The sequence below is a fragment of the Bradyrhizobium sediminis genome, from assembly GCF_018736085.1.
Classification (GTDB): Bacteria; Pseudomonadota; Alphaproteobacteria; order Rhizobiales; family Xanthobacteraceae; genus Bradyrhizobium; species Bradyrhizobium sediminis.
The window spans coordinates 2311631-2330842 of sequence record NZ_CP076134.1; the positions used below are offsets into that span (position 1 = coordinate 2311631).

The following is a 19212-nucleotide window of genomic DNA, read 5'->3' on the forward strand; positions in this document are numbered from 1 at the left end:
GTCATATCGTGACCATGTCAATCCCGAGAACCAGCCGCGGAACCCCGCCGAAGCCGGCCCATCGCCGGCGCGGGGAGAAGGCCGCCGCGTCGAAGGCCGCACGGCCTGCTTCGCCAAAGACCGCGCCGCCCAAGGCTCCAGCGAACCGGGCGGAGCGCGCGGCGGAACGGCGCGCGGCCATCATCGAGGCGGCGCTGGACGAGTTCATCGCGCGCGGATTTACCGCAACGCGCCTCGACGACGTCGCGAGAAGGGCCGGGGTCGCCAAGGGCACCATCTACCTGCACTTCAAGGACAAGGAATCGATGTTCGAGGAACTGATCCGGACCGCGCTGGTGCCGATGATCAACCGGCTGCATGCGCCGCCGCCGATCGGCGGCTCGGTGCGCGATATGATCGAGGGCTTTGCCCAGAATTTCATCCGCGAAGTCGCGACCACGCGCCGCGGCGACATCGTGCGCCTGATCGTCGCCGAAGGTCCGCGCTTTCCGGCGGTGGCCGACTTCTACTACCGCGAGGTGGTTTCGCGCGGCCTTGCCGGCATGCGCGCGCTGATCGAGCTCGGCATTGCGCGTGGCGAAATCCGGCAGAAGGATTTGGCGCGCTTTCCGCAGATCATGGTGGCGCCCGCGCTGATCGCGGTGATCTGGCAGAGCCTGTTCAGCAGGCACGCGCCGCTGGATGCGATCGAGATGTTTCGGGTCCATCTCGACCTGATTTTTGGCGAACGGAGGACGGCATGACCCCGTCGCGAACGAGCCTATCCATTCTGGCGGCGCTGGCGCTGGCGGCGGTGCTGGCCGGCTGCAACGAGCGCCGGGATCCCGGTTACCAGGGCTGGGTCGAAGCCGACATGATCTTCGTCAGCCCCGACGAATCCGGCCGCGTGACCAAACTGAACGTGCGCGAGGGCGACGAGGTCAAGGCCGGCGCGCCGCTCTATTCCGTGGATGACGATCTGCAAAGGGCCGATCTCAACCAGACCAATGCCACGCTCGCCAACGCGCAGCAGACCTACGACCGCGCCGCCTCGCTGAGCAAGACCGGCTCGGGGACGCAGGCCAATCTCGACGCCGCCATCTCCGCGCTGCGGGTGGCGGAAGCCCGGGTCAACACCTCGCAGACACGGCTGGCGCGCCGCAGCGGCTTTGCGCCGGTCGGCGGCTCCATCCAGCAGATCTACTTCCGCGAGGGCGAGATGGTGCCGGCGCAGCGGCCGGTGCTGTCGATCATGCCGCCCGGCAACATGAAGCTGCGCTTCTTCGTGCCGGAAGGGGATCTGCCGAAGCTTGCCGTTGGCGACGAGGTCCGCGTGACCTGCGACAACTGCGCCGCCGATCTCACCGCAAAGATCTATTTCATCGCGACCCAGGCCGAATACACCCCGCCCGTGATCTATTCGCTCGAGGAGCGCAACAAGCTCGTCTATCTGATCCAGGCGCGGCCGAGCCGGCCCGATAGCTTGCGCGTCGGCCAGCCGATCAGCGTCTATCTCGGCGCCAGGACGCCGGTGGCGGACAAGCGATGACCGCGGCGCCCGTCCACGCAGCCGACATCGCGATCGACGTCCACGGCCTGTCCAAATCCTTCGGCGGCCGCGAGGTGGTGCATGACCTCTCGATGCAGGTCAGGCGCGGCACCATCTACGGCTTCCTCGGTCCCAACGGGTCCGGCAAGACCACCACCATCCGCATGCTCTGCGGCCTGCTGACGCCCGACAGCGGTGAGGGGACTTGCCTGGGCTACGACATCCGCCGCGACGCCGACCGGATCAAGCGCCAGGTCGGCTACATGACGCAGCGTTTCTCGCTGTACCAGGATCTGTCGGTGCGCGAGAATCTGGAATTCGTCGCGCGGCTCTATGGCATGGCCGATGCACGCGGCTCTGCGGCCGACATGATCAAGCGGCTCGGCCTCAACGGCCGCGAGGAGCAACTCGCCGGCAACCTCTCCGGCGGCTGGAAGCAGCGGCTGGCGCTCGGCGCCTGCACGCTGCCCAATCCGCAATTGCTGCTGTTGGACGAGCCGACCGCCGGCGTCGACCCCAAGGCGCGGCGCGATTTCTGGAACGAGATCCATGCGCTGGCGGCCGACGGGCTAACGGTGCTGGTCTCCACCCACTACATGGACGAGGCGGAGCGCTGCCACGAGATCGCCTATATCGCCTATGGCTATCTGCTGGCGCACGGCACCGTCGATGAGGTGATCGCCAAGTCGGCGCTGTCGACCTGGACGGTGTCGGGCGACGACCTCAACGGGCTCTCGTCGGCACTCACAGGCAAGCCCGGCGTCGACATGGTGGCGCCGTTCGGCACCTCGTTGCATGTCTCCGGCCGCGACAGGGCGGCGCTCGAGGCCACCATCGCGCCGTACCGCGACAACAAGGGATTGAACTGGCAACACAGCGAGCCGTCGCTGGAGGATGTGTTCATCGAACTGATGACGCGCTCGAAGGACAATTTCCAATGAGCGTCGCCGAGGCCCCCGATCACAGCCGCGACAGCAAGGAGCCAAGGTTCGGCTTCTGGCGGCGCAGCTTTGCGATGGTGGTCAAGGAATTCATCCAGCTCAGGCGCGACCGCGTCTCGTTTGCGATGATCGTTATGATCCCGGTGATGCAGCTGTTGCTGTTCGGCTTTGCCATCAACACTACGCCGCGCAACCTGCCGACCGCGGTGTTGCTGCAGGAGGACAGCGATCTCGCGCGCTCGATCCTGAAGGCGCTGGAGAACACCGCCTATTTCCGCTTCACCCGCGAGGTGCACGATGTTGCCGAGTTCGACAACCTGTTGCTGTCGGGCAAGGTGCTGTTCGGCGTGGAAATTCCGCGCGGCTTCGAGCGCGCGGTGCGGCGCGGCGATCACCCGGCGCTATTGGTCGCCGCCGACGCCACCGATCCGGTGGCTGCGGGCTCGGCGATGTCGGCGCTCAACATGGTGGTGCAGACGGCGTTGCAGCACGACCTGCACATTGGCGATCCGTCTTTGCCGCCGTTCGAGATCCGCACCCATGCCCGTTACAATCCGGCGGCGTCGTCACGGCTGAATATCGTGCCCGGGCTGGTCGGCACCATCCTGACCATGACCATGCTGATCTTCACGGCGCTGTCGGTGACGCGCGAGACCGAGCGCGGCACCATGGAAAGCCTGCTGTCGATGCCGATCACCCCGGTCGAGGTGATGCTCGGCAAGATATTGCCCTATGTGCTGGTGGGCTTCATCCAGGCCATCCTGATCATCAGCATCGGCGTGCTGCTATTCGGCGTGCCCGTCAACGGCAGTCTCACGCTGCTGGCGCTGCTCTCGACCCTGTTCATCACCACCAATCTGGCGATCGGCTACACCTTTTCGACCATCGCGCAGAACCAGCTGCAGGCGATGCAGATGTCGATCATGTTCTTTCTGCCCAGCATCCTGCTGTCGGGCTTTATGTTTCCGTTCGCCGGCATGCCGGTATGGGCGCAATATATCGGTGAAGGCCTGCCGCTGACGCACTACTTGCGGATCGTGCGGGCCATCATGCTGAAGGGCGCGACGCTGCCGAATCTGCAATACGATGCCATCGCGCTGCTGGCGCTGATGCTGCTGGCGATGACGATCGCGGTGTTGCGCTTCCGCCGCACGCTCGATTGATGCAGAATACTGATGGTCATTCCGGGACGACGCGAAAGCGTCGGCCCCGGAATCTCGAGATTCCCCGATGCGCAATTGCGCATCTGAGGTCCGGTCCCGCGGACCATCCCGGAATGACAACGGAAAATGGGTGCGACGTCATCGTGGGCAAGATGGACAAACAACAATCGGCGGTGTCGGCCGACTTTGAACAGGCGCTGACGCGCGAAATCCTGCTGACCGAGCGGCTGCGGGTCAAGGCGATCCTCGCCACCATTTCGCTGCTGCTGGTGATGCTGACCGCGGTCTACCTGATCGCGCCCGACGCCATCGAGCGGATCTGGCATGGCCATGTCCCGATCCTGCCTCTGTATGCCGTTTTTGTCGTGTTCGCGCTATTCGAGCTGTCGGTGCTGCGCGTGCTCGGCCAGCGCCTGGTGCAAGGCCGCGACGTGCCCCATGCTCGGCGCTATCTCGGCGCCCTGATCGAAACCAGCCTGGTCACCGTTGCGCTGTACCTGCAGATGAAGGCAATGGGGCCGGCGCAGGCATTGGCCTTCGTGATACCGCTGGTCTATTTCATCTTCATCATCCTTTCGACGCTGCGGCTCGATTTCTGGCTCTCGACCTTCACCGGCTTCGTCGCGGCGGCGGAGCTGTTCGCGATGGCGATGTTCTATCGCCCGGAGCAATTCGCCGCCGAGCCGGCGCCCGACTTCGCATTTCATCTCGTCCGCGGCCTCGTCATTCTGGTTTGCGGCATGCTGGCGGGCGCGGTGGGGATGCAGCTGCGCCGGCAGTTTGAGGCCAGCATCGTCGCTGCGACCGCGCGCGACCGCATCACCAACCTGTTCGGCCAGCATGTCTCGCCGCAGGTGGTCGAGCGCTTGCTGACGGAGGGCGCCAGGACCGACAGCGAAATCCGCCAGGTCGCCGTCATGTTCGTCGATTTCCGCAGCTTCACCGCCGGCGCACGGTCGCGCTCGCCGCGCGAGGTGGTTGAGCGTCTCGATGGCGCGTTCGGGGTGCTGGCGATATCCTCGATCGCCATGGCGGCATCCTGAACAAGTTTCTCGGCGACGGCTTTCTGGCGCTGTTCGGCGCGCCGCTGGAGGCGCCCGACGCCGCGCACCGGGCGGTCGCCGCCGCCCGCGAAATGCTGGCCGCGAACGAGCACATCAACCGGGAAACCAGCTGGCCGCTGCGGATCGGCATCGGCATTCACTTCGGCGAGGTCGTCGCCGGCAATATCGGCTCGCCCCGGCGCAAGGAATACACCGTGATCGGCGATACCGTGAACTTCGCCGCGCGGCTGGAAGCGCTCAACAAGGACTTCAATTCGCAGTTCCTGATTTCGGCCGACGTTCGCAACGAGCTCGGCGATGACGGCAGCGATGCGGTGCCGCTCGGCGAGGTCGCGATCCGGGGTTATGAGCGGCCGATGGCGGTGTGGCAGTTGGGATAGCGCCTGATGTGGTGGATGCTAAACCTGCCTCGCCGCCAGATTCTCGATCCTGACCCCGTCGCGCTGCTCGATGATCTCGGCGATCCATTGCCGGTGGCATTCGCGGTGATCGCGCTCGTAGCAGAGGATGCAGACCGGCCCGGATTTCTTCACCAGCGCCGAGAGCTCGTCGAGCTCCTCCCGCGCCTGCGGCGTCTTCAGGTGCCTGGCGTAGATCTTGTGCAGCGCGTCGAACCGGCCGCTGCGCGCCGCGTCGCGGCCGTCCTTGGGCGTGCCGAGTCCGCGCAGATGCAGGTAGGAGATGCCGCGCTCGTCCAGCCCGGCGGCGAGTTGGTTCTTGGAAAAACCGGGGCGGCGGGAGGCCGCGACCGCGCGCACGTCCACCAGCAGCTTCACGCCGGCCTGCTCGAGTTCGTCGAGCACCGCCTTGGCGGGCGTCTGTTCATAGCCGATGGTGAAGAGGCGGTTGGACTTGCGTGCCATAGCTTTGCGTACCATGTCGGCGTCCCGGCATTTGATGTCATCGGCGTAAGGCTATGCCGCCGCCCGCGAGATTTCCATAACCGCGGAGGTTATGCGAGGCCCGGGATCCGTTGCCGCCGGCTGCGGCATGGCGCATAGTCGGCTCCGAAAAAAGAGCCTGTCGAAGGCCGGTTTCTTTCCGGGGGGAATACGATGATCCGATTTCGCCGCTCGCTGGCATGGATCGCCGCTGTGCTTGCGCCGTTCGCGCTCGGTGCAGTGGCGGCGCAGGCGCAAGGCAGCTATCCCGACCGTCCCGTCAAGATCATCGTCCCGATCGGCCCGGGCGGCAGCTACGACCTGGTCGGCCGTTACCTCGCCGACGTGCTGTCGAAACGAATGGGCCAGACCTTCGTGGTCGAGAACAAGCCCGGCGCCGGCACCGTGGTCGGGACACAGGCTGCGGCGCAGAGCGAGCCGGACGGCTACACGCTCCTGGTCGGCGGGCTTTCCAACATGGCCTTCAATTCGGCGCTCTATTCGAAGCTTGCTTACCAGCCGCTGAAGGATTTCGTCCCGGTCGCACTGGTCTACAAGTTCGGCTATGTGATGGTCGGCCGCAAGGATCTGCCGCAGGCAAGCCTCAAGGACATCATCGCCGCGGCGAAGGCCAAGCCGGGCTCGATCACGGTGGCGACCGCGGGCGTCGGAACCGGCCAGCATCTGGTGGCGGCAGCCTTCATGAAGGCTGCCGGCGTGAAGTTCCTTGAAGTGCCTTACAAGGGCTCGCCGCCGGCCTTCACCGATCTGCTGGCGGGCCGCATCGATCTGTTCTTCGATTCGATCGCCGCGGGTCTTCCTTACGTGCGGTCGGGGCAGGCGAGGGGCATCGCCGTGCTGTCGTCGAAGCGCAGCCCGCTCGCGGCCGACGTGCCGACGATGTCGGAAGCCGGCGTGCCCGGGCTCGATGTCGACTCCTGGCTCGGCATATTTGTCCCCGCCAAGACCCCGCCGGAAGCGATTGCCAGATTGCGCAAGGAAATCCGCGCCTCGTTGCCGGACCTCAAGGAGCGCTTCGAGAAGAGCGGCGGCGAGGTGTGGGACCTGCCGGACGACAAGCTCAATGCCTTCGTCGCCTCCGAATACGAGACCTGGACCAGACTGATCCGCGAGGCCGGCATCAAGCTGGATTGAAGCGGATCACTTCACCCGCGCGATCAATTCCATCGCGCCGGCCGGTGCGCGCACCTTGCCCTCGTGGATGACATAGGCGAACACGTCGCGCGGCGACTTCTTCGCAGCCTTGGGATCGACCCGCGGCAGTTCGTCCGGCTCGCCGCCGCCGGCCCAGGTTTGGAAGCGCTTGGCCCAGGCGTCGAGCGCCTTCGGCGGGTAGCAGGTCTTCAGCTCGTCATTGCCCTTCTGCAGCCGGGCATAGACGAAATCGCCGGTGATGTCAGCGATCGCCGGATACTTGCCGTGCTCGGCGAACACGACAGGCGTTTCGAACCGGCGCAGCAGCGCGATGAAGTCAGGCACGGCAAAACTGTCGTGCCGCACCTCGACCACATGGCGCAGCGCGCGGCCTTCGAGGCTGCGCGGCAACAGTTCGAGGAACTTGCCGAAATCGGCCTCGTCGAATTTCTTGGTCGGCGCGAATTGCCAGAGCACCGGACCGAGCCGGTCGCCGAGCTCCAGCACCCCGGAATCGTAGAACCGTTTGATCGAATCGCCGGCCTCCGCCAGCACCCGCCGGTTGGTGGCGAAGCGCGGCCCCTTCAGCGAAAACACGAACCCGTCCGGCACCTCGCGCGCCCATTTGCGGAAGCTTTCCGGCTTCTGCGAGCCGTAATAGGTGCCGTTGATCTCGATCGAGGTCAGTTTCGACGCGGCGTATTCCAGCTCCTTCGCCTGCGTCAGTTTTTCCGGATAAAACACCCCGCGCCACGGCGCAAAGGTCCAGCCGCCGACGCCGATGTAGATATGGCCGGAGGATTTGGAGGCGGATTTCGGGGCCTTGGTCACGGGGAGTCTCGTCGGGCAAGAGGGAAGAAAGCTGTCGCATCGAGTCTATTCAAAAGAGCCCCGATTGGCCAGTTCACCGGAGCGGACCGCGCTGTCGGCATAGGGCCCCCGTCTTGTAAGCCCGCTCCGTCAGGCTAGGATGGGCGATGGCTGGCGAGTTCGACAAGCAGCTGGAGCGGATCGAAAACACGGTCGCCGAGATCGTCGAGGCGGTCAGAAAACTTCGCGACGACCGGGCGGCTGCGGGCGAGGCGGCCGAAGTCAATGAACGGCTGAGACGCTTTCTGGAACAAAAGAAATAGGCTTAAGATAGCGGCGGCGATGGGCGGGCAGGACCGGCGCGCGTTGCCGATCAGCCGGCCTCGGTGAGGCGACCAGGGAAGTAGCGGGATGGACTCGGAAGCTATCGCAAAACTATTGGGCGGAATCATCGCAGCCGTCGTGCTGGTGATCGCGTTCGTCTTTGGACCGGTCGGGCAGATGGGCAAGCCGGCCAAGGAGATGCAGAAGATCGAGGCGCCGAAGGCCGCGGCTCCGGCCGCGCCTGCGGTCCGGGGGCCGGTGGTGCGGGAAGTGCCGCAGTAGGCCCGCAAGGCCGCGGCGCAGCGGGATCTAGCGTGCTGCCGGCGGCGGCTTCGAAGGTGTGAACGCCTTCATGACGAGGTCGTTGTAGAGTTCGCGAATCTTCCGCGAATCCGCGGCGTAGGTCTCGTAAGCCTGCCTGGCGAATTCGCTCTGGATCTCGAGCGCCTTGTCGAGCGAGCGCACGCCGGAGAGTTTCTCGACAAAGCACCGGGCCTCTTCGAGGGATTTCATGGTGTAGTCGCTGTAGGCGGTCGCGATCGTCTGCAAGCCGATCGGGGGAGTGTCCGCCGATACGACCGCGCCGATCGGCGAGGTGTCGGTTGGCGTGGCTGCTGCTTCGATCGGCTCTTTGGCGGCCTGCTGCTGCTCCAGTTTCTGGCTCCGCTGCTGTTCCGCCTTCCGGTTGCGCCGGCCGGACTTGCCCCCTGACTTGTTCTGGTCTGCACTCGACATTTCCTGGATCCCCCGTTTTCCAAATCAAACCAAAGTCGCAAAGTCCGTCATGTTTGCGCTGGAATCGCGGTTCCGGATTGTCCCTTGCGGGGCGCTGGCGTGGTGACATTTGGAAATTCGCATGACTTGGCGCGCGCCTCTGCCCCCTTGCGGAACGGCCCGACCGTTCCTATCTAGCTCTCAACGGCGACGTCGATGCTTCATAGCTCCGGCGCTGGGACGACCACGGAATAGTAAGGTAGCGCCGGATGTACGCGCGCCCTCTGTTCGTGGTCGTTGGCATTTTTGGGCCTGTTTTGCCCCGTTTTGAGCCCCCGGACCGCGCTTTTTCGGCCTGTCGCCCTGGGGCTTCCCTTGGCTTCCCTTGGCTTCCCTTGGGCCTCCCTTGGCTTCCCCTGACGCTATCGGATATACGCTGGCGGCATGAATGAAGCCATCAGACCGGGCCCCGAAACCCTGCCGCAATCAGCTGTTGCGCCCCGGATTTCGGTCGTCGTCCCCACCTTCAACGAGCGCGACAACGTCACCACGCTGTACCGGCGGCTGGAGGCGACGTTCGCCGGCATTCCCTTCGAAGTCATCTTCGTCGACGACAATTCCCCCGATGGAACCTGGGAGGTGGTGCGCGGCCTGGCGCGGGCCGATACCCGCGTCCGCTGCATCCGGCGGATCGGACGGCGCGGCCTGTCCGGCGCCTGCATCGAGGGCATCCTGGCTTCCAGCGCGCCGTGCGCCGCCGTGATCGACGCCGACCTGCAGCATGACGAGACGCAATTGCCGAAGATGTTGGCGCTTTTGCAAAGCGGTGAATTCGATCTCGTGGTCGGCAGCCGCTACATCGAAGGCGGCAGCGCCGACAGTTTCAACCGGCAGCGGGCCGGGGCCAGTCAGCTTGCCACCGAAGTCGCCAAGCGCGTGCTGCGGGTGAAGATCGCCGATCCCATGAGCGGCTTCTTCATGATCCGCCGCGACCGCTTCGAGCAACTGGCGCCGCAGCTCTCGACGCAGGGCTTCAAGATCCTGCTCGACATCGTCGCCACCGCGCACGGCGAACTGCGGGTCAAGGAAGTTCCCTTCACCTTCGGCACCCGGCTGCATGGCGAGAGCAAGCTCGATTCCATGGTGGCGCTGGATTTCCTCGGCCTCGTGCTGGCGAAGCTGACCAACGACGTCGTATCGCTGCGCTTCCTGCTGTTCGCGATGGTCGGCTCGATCGGCCTCGTCGTGCACCTGGCAACGCTGAAGATCGCGCTCGACGTTTTCAACGTGCCGTTTCCGCATGCGCAGGCGGCTGGCGCGGTCGTCGCCATGACCAGCAATTTCGTCCTGAACAATTTTCTCACCTATCGCGACCAGCGGCTGAAGGGCTTTGCGATCCTGCGCGGCTTGTTGCTGTTTTATCTGGTCTGCAGCGTCGGCCTCGTCGCCAATGTCGGCGTCGCGTTCTCGGTCTACGATCAGGAGCCGATCTGGTGGCTGGCGGGCGCGGCGGGTGCGCTGATGGGCGTGGTATGGAATTACGCGATGTCCGGGTTGTTCGTCTGGCGCAAGCGATGATCGGAAAATGAGTTCGAACGAGGCGCGACTCGCCCGCAACACGGCGCTTACGGTGCTGGCGCTGGTGGCGTTGCGGCTGGTCGCCGCCGCCTGGACGCCGCTGACCTTCGACGAAGCCTATTACTGGATGTGGTCGAAGCATCTGGCCTTCGGCTACTACGATCATCCGCCTGCGGTGGCGTTCGTGATCCGCGCGGGCACCATGATCGCGGGCGATACCGAGCTCGGCGTGCGGCTGGCCTCGATCCTGCTGGCGCTGCCGATGAGTTTTGCGGTGTACCGCACCGCCGCCATCCTGTTTGGCGGCCAGCGCGTGGCGGCGACCGCCACCGTCCTGCTCAACCTCACTTTGATGGCCGCGGTCGGCACCCTGATCGTCACGCCGGATGCGCCGCTGCTGGTGGCCTCGAGCTTCGTGCTGTTCTTTCTCGCCAAGGTGCTGGAGACCGGGCGCGGCGCCTGGTGGCTCGCCGTCGGGGCCGCGGTCGGCACCGCTCTGCTTTCAAAATACACTGCGATGTTTTTCGGCGCGGCGATCTTGATCTGGCTGCTGGCGGTTCCGAAATTGCGGCGCTGGCTGGTCTCGCCCTGGCCCTATCTCGGCGGGCTCGTGGCATTGGCGATCTTTGCCCCCGTGATCCTTTGGAACGCCGATCACCACTGGGTCTCCTTCATCAAGCAGATCGGCCGCGCCAGGATCGAGGATTTCAGGCCGGCCTTCATCGGTGAGCTGGTTCCGACCCAGGTCGCGTTTGCGACGCCCCTGGTATTCATTCTCGGCGCGATGGGGCTTCACGCCCTGGTCTGGCGCGATGCCGGAGCGTTCGCCGCGCGGATGCTGGTCAACACGATGTTCTGGACCATCGTGGTCTATTTCATCTGGCACTCGCTGCATGCCCGGGTCGAGGCCAACTGGTTCGCGCCGGTCTATCCGGCATTTGCGATCGCCGCCGCGGTCGCCGCGCATCTGACGCGATGGGACCCGCGCCGCCAGCGCCTTGCCGATTTCTGCCTGCGCTGGGCGGCGCCATCGGCGATCCCCATGTTCATGCTGCTGATCGTGCAGGCCGATACCGGCGTGCTGACGGGCTATCGCCGCGACGCCACCGTGCGCAGCGTCGGCGTCGGCTGGCGCGAACTGGCCGGCGAGATCGAGGCGGTGCGCGTCCGCACTGGCGCGACTTGCGTGCTGGCGCCGGACTACGGCACCACCGGATGGCTCGCCTTCTATCTGCCGAAAGGAAGTTGCGTGGTGCAGCCGACCCAGCGCATCCGCTGGGTCAACATGCCCGAGCCGTCCGAGGCGCAGTTGTCCGGCAAGCTGCTGTTCGTCGACGAGGCGCGGCCCGCCGGCCGCCGGTACTTGCAGCAAAATTATGCCAGGGCCGAGAAGGTCGCCGAACTCACGCGCAAGCGCGGCCCGCTCACCGTCGAAACCTATTCGCTCGAGCTGCTCGAATTCCCCAAGGGCAGCGTGCTCGACCGCTCGCCGCCGCCGGAGCTGCAGTAGGGGGCGGGGGACGGGGCCTTTTGCGGCTCGTCATTGCCGGGCTTGACCCGGCAATCCATCTTCTTCGCAAGAGTCTCTTGAAGTCGGATGGATACGCGGGTCAAGCCCGCGTATGACGATCGGAAAATATTTCTTCCATCCCGTCGGATCGATGCCCTCCCGAACGTCTTATGGCGAGCCCCACTCCAACGGAGATCGTGCCATGAGCAGTTCCAGCCTGAAGGTCGCCAGTCATTCCATCCTGAAACCCGCCGCCGAGCTGGCGCGCGCCAGCGGCGTGCGTTTTCCCAACGAGAGCGCCGAATATCGCCGCGCCCGCGAGACGCTGTTGGCCGAGGAGATCGAACTCCGCCGCCACATCGAGCGCGTTGCCGCGCAGCGCCGCGCGCTGCCGCCGGGCGGCGAGGTCAGGAAGAATTACGCGTTCGAGGGCGAAAACGGAAAGGCGTCGTTCGCCGATCTGTTCGGGGACAAGGATTCGCTGGTCGTCTACAGCTACATGTTCGGCCCGCAGCGCGAGCGGCCGTGCCCGATGTGCACCTCGCTGTTGTCGGCATGGGACGGCGAGGTGCCGGATATTACGCAGCGCGTGGCGCTCGCCATCGTCGCGCGCTCGCCGATCGCGCGGCTGGTCGCATTCAAGCGCGAGCGCGGCTGGCATCATCTGCCGCTCTATTCCGATGTGTCCGGCGAATTCAGCCGCGACTATCACGCCTTGACGAAGGACGGCGGCGACGATGCGGCGTTCAACGTGTTCACGCGGCGCCGGGAAGGGAACGGTGTCACAATCAGGCATTTCTGGGGCGGCGAGATGAACGGCGCATCCGCCGATCCCGGCCAGGATCCGCGCGGCGCGCCCGATCTGATGCCGCTATGGACCATCCTTGACGTCACGCCCGAAGGCCGCGGCGCCGACTGGTATCCGAAGCTGAATTATTGAATTCGGAACGTCGAAAAACCCGCATAAATGCGGCCGATTCACTGAATCGGCCGCGTCGTTAACCATGCCCAACAACCGCCCGCACTTAATCCGCATTTAACTAAAAGTCGCCTTAATGACGCTCCGCGCCTCTGCGAAATGCTCTGCCGGAACTTTCGATCCGGTGCTGCGAAGAGGAAAAAAGTGGAACTTGTCTGGGTACGAGGCGAATGAGTTACAGTACGAGTGCGTCCAGTCAGTTCGCGGCCTCGAAGCGAAAAAAATCCCGTAAAGCCATTCCTAACCATGTTTTCGGAAGCGCCGCGGTCGCGTGCCTGGTGGTCGGCTGCGCCTGGAATCTCTATACGCATGTTTTCGGCGCCGGCATCTATCCGACCATGGCCGGCGGAAATTTCGATGCGCCGGTGATCCGGCGGCCGCAGGCCGTCGCGGCCCCGACCCCGCAAACCATCGTCAACACCGTGTTCGCCGCCTTGCCCGAACCGGCGCCGGTCGTCTCCGCGCCTGCTGCGATCGCATCCGCCACATCGCTGATGTTCCGCGATCGTTTCGCAGCCGCAGCGCCGCAGTCGGTCGAGCCGCAGCCGCAGCCGCAGCCGCAAGCCGAGACGATGAAGCTCGCTTCAGCGTCACAACCGGTCGAAGCGGCGAAGCCTAAACAAAGCGCACCGGCGCCTGCCAAGGTTGCGGCACTCGCGCCGGCGGCCGATCCCGTTGAAGCCAAACCGGCGAAGGGCGCGGCAGCTTCCGTCAAGGACATGACGCAGCGCGCCAAGGCGGCTGTGATGTCGATCGCTTCCGGCGGCAAGCCCAGCATGGTCGAAAAACTGTGGGGCAAGGAGCCGTCGCGCGGATCGCTGCTGTCCTACGCTTCCGCCGATGTCAGCGCGACCGGCAGCCTGCCCAGGGAACAGAACCCGATGCTCGGGGGATCGGCGCCCTATGATCGCTCGACCGCGGTCTACGACATTGCGGCGCGCAAGGTCTATCTGCCCGACGGCACCGTGCTGGAAGCGCATTCCGGGCTCGGCTCCAAGATGGACGACGTGCGCTACGCACATGTGCGGATGCAGGGCGTGACGCCGCCGCATATCTATGAACTGACCCCGCGCGAGGCGCTGTTCCACGGCGTGCCGGCGCTGCGGCTCAATCCGATCGGCGGCGAGGACAAGATCTTCGGCCGCACCGGGCTGCTCGCGCACACCTACATGCTCGGTCCCAACGGTGATTCCAACGGCTGCGTGTCGTTCAAGGACTACTACGCATTCCTCGACGCCTACCGCAACCGCGGCATCAAGCGGCTGGCGGTGGTCGCGAAGGTGGAGTGAGGGGGGATCGTCATGCCGCCGGGCGCGGCACGATCTTCTTGTAGCTGTGGGTGTTCTCCGCCTTGGAGAGATCGTAGGCGGCCTGCAGGTTGAGCCAGAAGCGCGGATCGGTGCGGAAGTAGCGTCCGAGCCGGATCGCGGTGTCCGCGCTAACGTCGCGCGCGCCGCGCATGATCTCGGTCAGCCGGTTGGCCGGAATATCCAGCTCCTTCGCCAGGACCCGCGCCGACAGGCCCAGCGGCACCAGATATTCCTCTTTCAACACTTCTCCCGGATGAGTCCGCAACCGCGCCATCGCTGCCTCCCTCAATGATAGTCCACGATCTCGATCGCCTCGGGGCCGTCGGGCGTCCAGCGGAAACAGATTCGCCACTGCCGGTTGATGCGAATGGAATGCTGCCCGCGGCGGTCGCCTTTCAATGCTTCCAGCCGGTTGCCCGGCGGGGATAGCAAATCGTCCAGACGGGTCGCCGCGTCCACCATATCGAGCTTGCGCAGGGCGACGGCCTCGATACTCCGCCAGCGGGCCGGGCAGGGGCCGCCACGAAACAGCAGTTCCGTGGCCTTGTCGGCAAAGCTGCGGATCATGCCCTGTAGTATGCGATACGTATCGCGGATTAGTCAAGCGGACTTTCGCGGTGGCTGACTGCCTCCCCATTTTTTCACCTTGGGCATGGCTTGCGCCCCCCCGGCTACGCCAGCGCATCGCCGTCGCGCGCGATAATCGCGAAACGGTCGGATAGCTCGACCAGCGCCACGTCGTGAACCGTTGCGGCGGCAATCGTCCCGCCGCGGCCGTCGGGAAGGTCGCGCGTGGCGCAGCTGTTGGCGTCGATGGTGACGCGAAAGCCGAGGTCGAGCGCCGCTCGCGCCGTGGAGCTGACGCACATATGCGTCATGAATCCCGCAAGAATGATGTTCTTGCGCCCGGTCGCGGCGAGGCGCGGCTGCAGATCGGTCCCGGCGAACGCATTGGGCAATTCCTTCTCGACCACCGGCTCGCCATCCAGCGGAGCCAGCGCGGATACGATCGCGCCACGCTCGGCGGCGCGATCGAACAGGCCGCCGGGCCGTCCCTTGTGCGCGATGTGAAAGATCGGGGCCCCGCTGTTCCGCGCCCGCGCCAGCAGCTTTGCGGCGTTTTTGATCGCCGCATGGGCGTCGGGCAGAGCGAGCGGGCCTGTGAGATATTCGTTCTGCAGGTCGATCAGAACGAGGCAGGCGTCGCTCAGCCTGGGAAGGCTGAGGTCGGCGCCGGCGAGCTGAAGCAGGGTTTTGGCGACGGTCATGGTTGCGGGATTTCCGATTGTGGTTGCCGATGACCAAACATAGCGAAAGCAGTCCGGCTTTCACGCAGGAAAATTGCTGCCGATGGCTGCAATATTGCAGGAAGCGGCTCCGTCGTGATAACGGAGAGCATGAACTGGGATGATCTCCGCATCGTTGCCGCAGTCAGGGACGAAGGCACCTATGCCGGCGCCAGCGCGCGGCTGCGGATCGACGAGACGACGGTGGGCCGGCGACTGGCGCGCATCGAGCGCGCGCTGGGCCTGAGACTGTTCGAGGCCGTCGACGGCGTGCGCCGGCCGACCCGGCAATGCGAGGCGGTTCTCGCGCATATCGAGGCGATGGCGGCGCACGTTGCCGACATCGGCAAGGTCGGCGAGAGCTTGGCCGGTCTGACCGGACGCTTCCGGATTGCGTCCACCAATGCCATTGCGGAGGAACTGTTGGCTCCGCGCGCCTGCCGTTTGCTGGTGCCGAACCCGGGCCTGAGCCTGCATTTCCTCACCTCCAGCGAGAACGTGAAATTCTCGCGCTGGGGTGCCGACCTCGCCATTCGCCTGCGAAAACCCGACAAGGGCGATTTCACGATCTCGAAGCTTGCTGAAATCAGGCTGTATTTTTTCGAGCCGGCCGTCGCGCCCGATTTCGAGCCTGTGATCTGCAGCTATCCCGATGACCTCGACCTCACCCCGGATTCCCTGTTCCTGAAGGGGAGGGGACTGCAACAGCGCGCGCGCTGCATCACGGATAATGTCCGCATCATCAAAACGCTGATCCAGACCCATCAGGCCATCGGCATCCTACCCGAACATTCCTGCGAGGAATTGCTGTCGGACCGCGGCCTGCGCGCCACGCTGCTGCCGCGGCGCCGCGACGTTTGGCTGCTGGTGCAGAACCATCTCAAGCGCGATCCCGCGGCGCGCGCCGTGATCGACTGGGTTCGCGACTGCTTTGAGGAATTTTCGAAGGCATAGGCGGGAGAGTGACTGGCGCAAGAACCACCTATCATACGCGGGCCGAGTTTTGCCTGCCAAACGAAAACCCCGGCATCGCTGCCGGGGTTTTGCATTTATGGAGCGAGATCCCGGCTCTGCGGTGCACCGCTTCGCGCTGCACCGCGTCCGGGACGACTTCGTCGCTTAGAAGTCCATGCCGCCCATGCCGCCGCCCGGGGGCATGCCGCCACCGGCCGGAGAACTCTTCTTCGGCAGTTCGGCGATCATGGCTTCGGTGGTGATCAAGAGAGCCGCAACCGAGGCTGCGTTCTGGATCGCCGCGCGAACCACCTTGGTCGGGTCGATGATGCCCTTGGTGACCAGGTTGCCGTATTCGCCGTTCTGCGAGTCGAAGCCGTAGGCGTACTGATCCTTCTCGAGGATCTTGCCGACGATGACGGAGCCGTCTTCGCCCGCGTTGATCGCGATCTGGCGGGCCGGCGCGGACAGCGCCTTGCGCACGATCTCGACGCCGGTCTTCTGGTCGTCGTTCTGGGTCTTGATGCGCTTGAGCTGCTCGGAGGCGCGCAGCAGAGCGACGCCGCCGCCCGGCACGATGCCTTCTTCAACCGCCGCACGGGTCGCATGCATCGCGTCATCAACGCGATCCTTGCGCTCCTTGACCTCGACCTCGGTCGCACCGCCGACGCGGATCACCGCGACGCCGCCGGCGAGCTTGGCCAGACGCTCCTGCAGCTTCTCGCGGTCGTAGTCCGAGGTGGTTTCCTCGATCTGCGCCTTGATCTGATGCACGCGGGCTTCGATGTCGGCCTTCTTGCCGGCGCCGTTGACGATGGTGGTGTTCTCCTTGTCGATCATCACCTTCTTGGCGCGGCCGAGCATCTGCAGGGTCACGTTCTCCATCTTGATGCCGAGATCTTCCGAGATCGCCTGGCCGCCGGTCAGGACAGCGATGTCCTGCAGCATGGCCTTGCGGCGATCGCCGAAGCCCGGCGCCTTGACGGCGGCAACCTTGAGGCCGCCACGCAGACGGTTGACGACGAGGGTGGCGAGAGCTTCGCCTTCGACGTCTTCCGCGACGATGACGAGCGGCTTGCCGGTCTGCACCACGGCTTCCAGCAGCGGAAGCAGTTCGTTCAGGTTGGAGAGCTTCTTCTCGTTGATCAGGATGTAGGCGTCGTCGAATTCGACGCGCATCTTGTCGGCGTTGGTGACGAAGTAGGGCGAGATGTAGCCGCGGTCGAACTGCATGCCTTCGACGACATCGAGTTCGGTCTCGAGCGACTTGGCTTCTTCAACCGTGATGACGCCCTCGTTGCCGACCTTCTTCATGGCGTCGGCGAGGAACTTGCCGATTTCGGCGTCGCCGTTGGCGGAGATGGTGCCGACCTGGGCGATTTCCTCGTTCGAGGTGACCTTCTTGGAGTTCTTGACGAGGTCGGCGACCACGGCTTCGACAGCCAGGTCGATACCGCGCTTCAGGTCCATCGGGTTCATGCCGGCGGCAACCGACTTGGCGCCTTCACGGACAATCGCCGCCGCGAGCACGGTCGCGGTGGTGGTGCCGTCGCCGGCAGCATCCGCCGACTTCGATGCCACTTCGCGCACCATCTGGGCGCCCATGTTCTCGAACTTGTCCTCGAGCTCGATCTCCTTGGCGACGGTGACGCCGTCCTTGGTGATGCGGGGAGCGCCGAACGACTTGTCGAGCACGACGTTGCGGCCCTTGGGGCCGAGCGTGACCTTCACCGCGTTGGCGAGGATGTCGACGCCGCGCAGCATGCGATCGCGGGCATCAACGCCGAATTTGACTTCTTTAGCTGACATTTATTCGTCTCCGTTTGAAACTGGATCCTCATCCCATGGGAGCCCGGAGGGCGTCTCGAAGGATGAGATGAGTTGAGCATGGGGCTCATCCTTCGAGACGCCGGCTGCGCCGGCTCCTCAGGATGAGGGAACGGACGCGGCTTACGCGGCCTTCTTCTTGGTGGCGGGAACGTCGGTGAGGACGCCCATGATGTCGCTCTCCTTCATGATCAGGAGCTCCTCGCCGTCGAGCTTGACCTCGGTGCCCGACCATTTGCCGAACAGCACGCGGTCGCCGACCTTGAGGTCGATCGGGATCAGCTTGCCGGCTTCGTCGCGGCCGCCCGGGCCGACGGCGGTGATTTCGCCCTGCGAGGGCTTTTCCTTGGCACTGTCCGGAATGATGATGCCGCCTGCTGTCTTCTCTTCGGCGTCGATGCGCTTGACCACAACGCGGTCGTGAAGCGGACGGAATTTCATGCAGTCCTCCTAAGATTTTGAAGATGTTCGAGTTTTTAGAAAATTAGCAGTCCCCGCCGGCGAGTGCCAGCGTGAGCGCTCTCGACATAGGGCAGGTTGGTTGCGGGGACAAGGGCTTCTAGCAGAAAAACTGGCACTCAAATATGGCGCCTGCCAAAATCGTTCATCATCATTAATTCCGGCGGCCAAACCGCGGAAAGCCGTATTAGCACCTGCGGTAAGCTGCTGCTAACGCGGCCTTTTTCAACAAATCGTTAAACATTTAGGCTTGTGATGGACGGGTCGCGTGCGTCACATTTCTCTCATGTGAGCGCATCTCCGCCGGGCTGGCTCCGGTTGGTGGCCACCACGTGAATGCGCTCCAGCAATGGAGGTTGGCATGGTTTCGCGGGTTGGAGTCGTTTCCGACGACTTTCGGAAACAGGTGCTGGGCTACGGGCTGACGACGGCGCAGATCCTTTATCGGATGCCGGATCATCCCTCGCTGCTGCAGACCTACGTCTGGCAGAACTACGATCTGTTTCCGAAATTCCCGGCGCTGAAGGATTTTCTCGTCTTCTGGCAGGAGAAGCTCGAAGGCCCGTTGTTCTCGGTCACGGTGGCGCATTCCAAGCTGATCAAGCCCGCCGAGCTGCGCGCCGTCGACGGCGTGTTCCGGCTGCATTGACACGGGGCAGGGTGGGCGCGGCGCGAGCGCGCTTTGGCCCACCCCGCGAAGCCCAAATTGTGCTAGCCTCTTTCCTCCAT

General features: G+C 64.6%; 21 protein-coding genes and 1 pseudogene. 14 read left to right on the plus strand and 8 right to left on the minus strand.

What is annotated here, in order from left to right; all coding sequences use genetic code 11:
* Positions 1-14 precede the first annotated feature (14 nt).
* The 5 genes and pseudogenes from KMZ29_RS11020 to KMZ29_RS11040 all read left to right on the plus strand — a co-directional run bounded on the left by KMZ29_RS11020 (position 15) and on the right by KMZ29_RS11040 (position 5076).
* The gene (locus KMZ29_RS11020; RefSeq protein ID WP_215623703.1) at positions 15-743 is read left to right on the plus strand and encodes a TetR/AcrR family transcriptional regulator; all 729 of its coding nucleotides are present in this window, start codon (positions 15-17) and stop codon (positions 741-743) included.
* On the plus strand, positions 740-1528 hold the full coding sequence (locus tag KMZ29_RS11025; RefSeq protein WP_215623704.1) for an HlyD family secretion protein: 789 nt from the start codon (positions 740-742) through the stop codon (positions 1526-1528). The genes KMZ29_RS11020 and KMZ29_RS11025 overlap by 4 nt, the downstream gene beginning before the upstream one ends.
* Positions 1525-2469 (plus strand): ABC transporter ATP-binding protein, encoded by a 945-nt coding sequence (locus KMZ29_RS11030; RefSeq protein WP_215623705.1) that lies wholly within the window; start codon positions 1525-1527, stop codon positions 2467-2469. The genes KMZ29_RS11025 and KMZ29_RS11030 overlap by 4 nt, the downstream gene beginning before the upstream one ends.
* Complete coding sequence (locus KMZ29_RS11035) at positions 2466-3632, plus strand: ABC transporter permease (RefSeq protein WP_215623706.1); 1167 nt, start codon at positions 2466-2468, stop codon at positions 3630-3632. The genes KMZ29_RS11030 and KMZ29_RS11035 overlap by 4 nt, the downstream gene beginning before the upstream one ends.
* A gap of 113 nt (positions 3633-3745) precedes the next feature.
* Positions 3746-5076 (plus strand): annotated as a pseudogene (locus KMZ29_RS11040) (adenylate/guanylate cyclase domain-containing protein).
* Positions 5077-5094: 18 nt separating this feature from the next.
* Here the strand turns inward: KMZ29_RS11040 and KMZ29_RS11045 are convergent.
* The gene (locus KMZ29_RS11045; protein WP_249779894.1) at positions 5095-5574 is read right to left on the minus strand and encodes a DUF488 domain-containing protein; all 480 of its coding nucleotides are present in this window, start codon (positions 5572-5574) and stop codon (positions 5095-5097) included.
* Between the two features lie 177 nt (positions 5575-5751).
* Between KMZ29_RS11045 and KMZ29_RS11050 the strand changes: the two genes are divergently transcribed.
* Complete coding sequence (locus tag KMZ29_RS11050; protein WP_215623707.1) at positions 5752-6732, plus strand: Bug family tripartite tricarboxylate transporter substrate binding protein; 981 nt, start codon at positions 5752-5754, stop codon at positions 6730-6732.
* A gap of 6 nt (positions 6733-6738) precedes the next feature.
* Here KMZ29_RS11050 and KMZ29_RS11055 read toward each other — a convergent pair whose 3' ends face one another.
* Positions 6739-7563, minus strand: a complete 825-nt coding sequence (locus KMZ29_RS11055; protein ID WP_215623708.1) for a DUF72 domain-containing protein — start codon at positions 7561-7563, stop codon at positions 6739-6741.
* A gap of 146 nt (positions 7564-7709) precedes the next feature.
* Between KMZ29_RS11055 and KMZ29_RS11060 the strand changes: the two genes are divergently transcribed.
* Positions 7710-7865 (plus strand): hypothetical protein, encoded by a 156-nt coding sequence (locus KMZ29_RS11060; RefSeq protein WP_215623709.1) that lies wholly within the window; start codon positions 7710-7712, stop codon positions 7863-7865.
* Between the two features lie 88 nt (positions 7866-7953).
* A complete protein-coding gene (locus KMZ29_RS11065; protein ID WP_215623710.1) occupies positions 7954-8148 on the plus strand; it encodes a hypothetical protein in 195 nt (64 codons plus the stop codon).
* A 27-nt stretch (positions 8149-8175) separates the two neighbouring features.
* Here KMZ29_RS11065 and KMZ29_RS11070 read toward each other — a convergent pair whose 3' ends face one another.
* Positions 8176-8490: a phasin family protein gene (locus tag KMZ29_RS11070; protein ID WP_369810127.1), complete on the minus strand. Its 315-nt coding sequence runs from the start codon at positions 8488-8490 to the stop codon at positions 8176-8178.
* Between the two features lie 534 nt (positions 8491-9024).
* On the opposite strand from KMZ29_RS11070, the gene KMZ29_RS11075 reads away from it, so the two are divergent.
* From KMZ29_RS11075 to KMZ29_RS11090, 4 genes are all read left to right on the plus strand, one after another.
* Positions 9025-10158, plus strand: coding sequence for a glycosyltransferase (locus tag KMZ29_RS11075; RefSeq protein WP_215623712.1), 1134 nt, complete (start codon positions 9025-9027; stop codon positions 10156-10158).
* A gap of 7 nt (positions 10159-10165) precedes the next feature.
* A complete protein-coding gene (locus tag KMZ29_RS11080) occupies positions 10166-11668 on the plus strand; it encodes a glycosyltransferase family 39 protein (protein ID WP_215623713.1) in 1503 nt (500 codons plus the stop codon).
* A gap of 202 nt (positions 11669-11870) precedes the next feature.
* The gene (locus KMZ29_RS11085) at positions 11871-12608 is read left to right on the plus strand and encodes a DUF899 family protein (RefSeq protein ID WP_215623714.1); all 738 of its coding nucleotides are present in this window, start codon (positions 11871-11873) and stop codon (positions 12606-12608) included.
* 209 nt (positions 12609-12817) lie between these two features.
* On the plus strand, positions 12818-13936 hold the full coding sequence (locus KMZ29_RS11090; RefSeq protein WP_215623715.1) for a DUF2778 domain-containing protein: 1119 nt from the start codon (positions 12818-12820) through the stop codon (positions 13934-13936).
* A gap of 10 nt (positions 13937-13946) precedes the next feature.
* Here KMZ29_RS11090 and KMZ29_RS11095 read toward each other — a convergent pair whose 3' ends face one another.
* From KMZ29_RS11095 to KMZ29_RS11105, 3 genes are all read right to left on the minus strand, one after another.
* Positions 13947-14231, minus strand: a complete 285-nt coding sequence (locus KMZ29_RS11095; RefSeq protein WP_215623716.1) for a HigA family addiction module antitoxin — start codon at positions 14229-14231, stop codon at positions 13947-13949.
* 11 nt (positions 14232-14242) lie between these two features.
* Positions 14243-14524, minus strand: a complete 282-nt coding sequence (locus KMZ29_RS11100; RefSeq protein WP_215623717.1) for a type II toxin-antitoxin system RelE/ParE family toxin — start codon at positions 14522-14524, stop codon at positions 14243-14245.
* Between the two features lie 104 nt (positions 14525-14628).
* Positions 14629-15225: a cysteine hydrolase family protein gene (locus KMZ29_RS11105; RefSeq protein ID WP_215623718.1), complete on the minus strand. Its 597-nt coding sequence runs from the start codon at positions 15223-15225 to the stop codon at positions 14629-14631.
* A 129-nt stretch (positions 15226-15354) separates the two neighbouring features.
* Between KMZ29_RS11105 and KMZ29_RS11110 the strand changes: the two genes are divergently transcribed.
* The gene (locus tag KMZ29_RS11110; RefSeq protein WP_215623719.1) at positions 15355-16197 is read left to right on the plus strand and encodes a LysR family transcriptional regulator; all 843 of its coding nucleotides are present in this window, start codon (positions 15355-15357) and stop codon (positions 16195-16197) included.
* 165 nt (positions 16198-16362) lie between these two features.
* Here the strand turns inward: KMZ29_RS11110 and groL are convergent, their stop codons facing one another.
* Both groL and KMZ29_RS11120 read right to left on the minus strand, forming a co-directional pair.
* Entirely contained in the window at positions 16363-18006 is a 1644-nt protein-coding gene (gene groL / locus KMZ29_RS11115; protein WP_215623720.1) for a chaperonin GroEL, read from the minus strand.
* A gap of 141 nt (positions 18007-18147) precedes the next feature.
* On the minus strand, positions 18148-18465 hold the full coding sequence (locus tag KMZ29_RS11120) for a co-chaperone GroES (protein WP_215606075.1): 318 nt from the start codon (positions 18463-18465) through the stop codon (positions 18148-18150).
* 379 nt (positions 18466-18844) lie between these two features.
* On the opposite strand from KMZ29_RS11120, the gene KMZ29_RS11125 reads away from it, so the two are divergent.
* On the plus strand, positions 18845-19132 hold the full coding sequence (locus tag KMZ29_RS11125) for an usg protein (protein ID WP_215623721.1): 288 nt from the start codon (positions 18845-18847) through the stop codon (positions 19130-19132).
* The last annotated feature ends 80 nt before the right edge of the window (positions 19133-19212 follow it).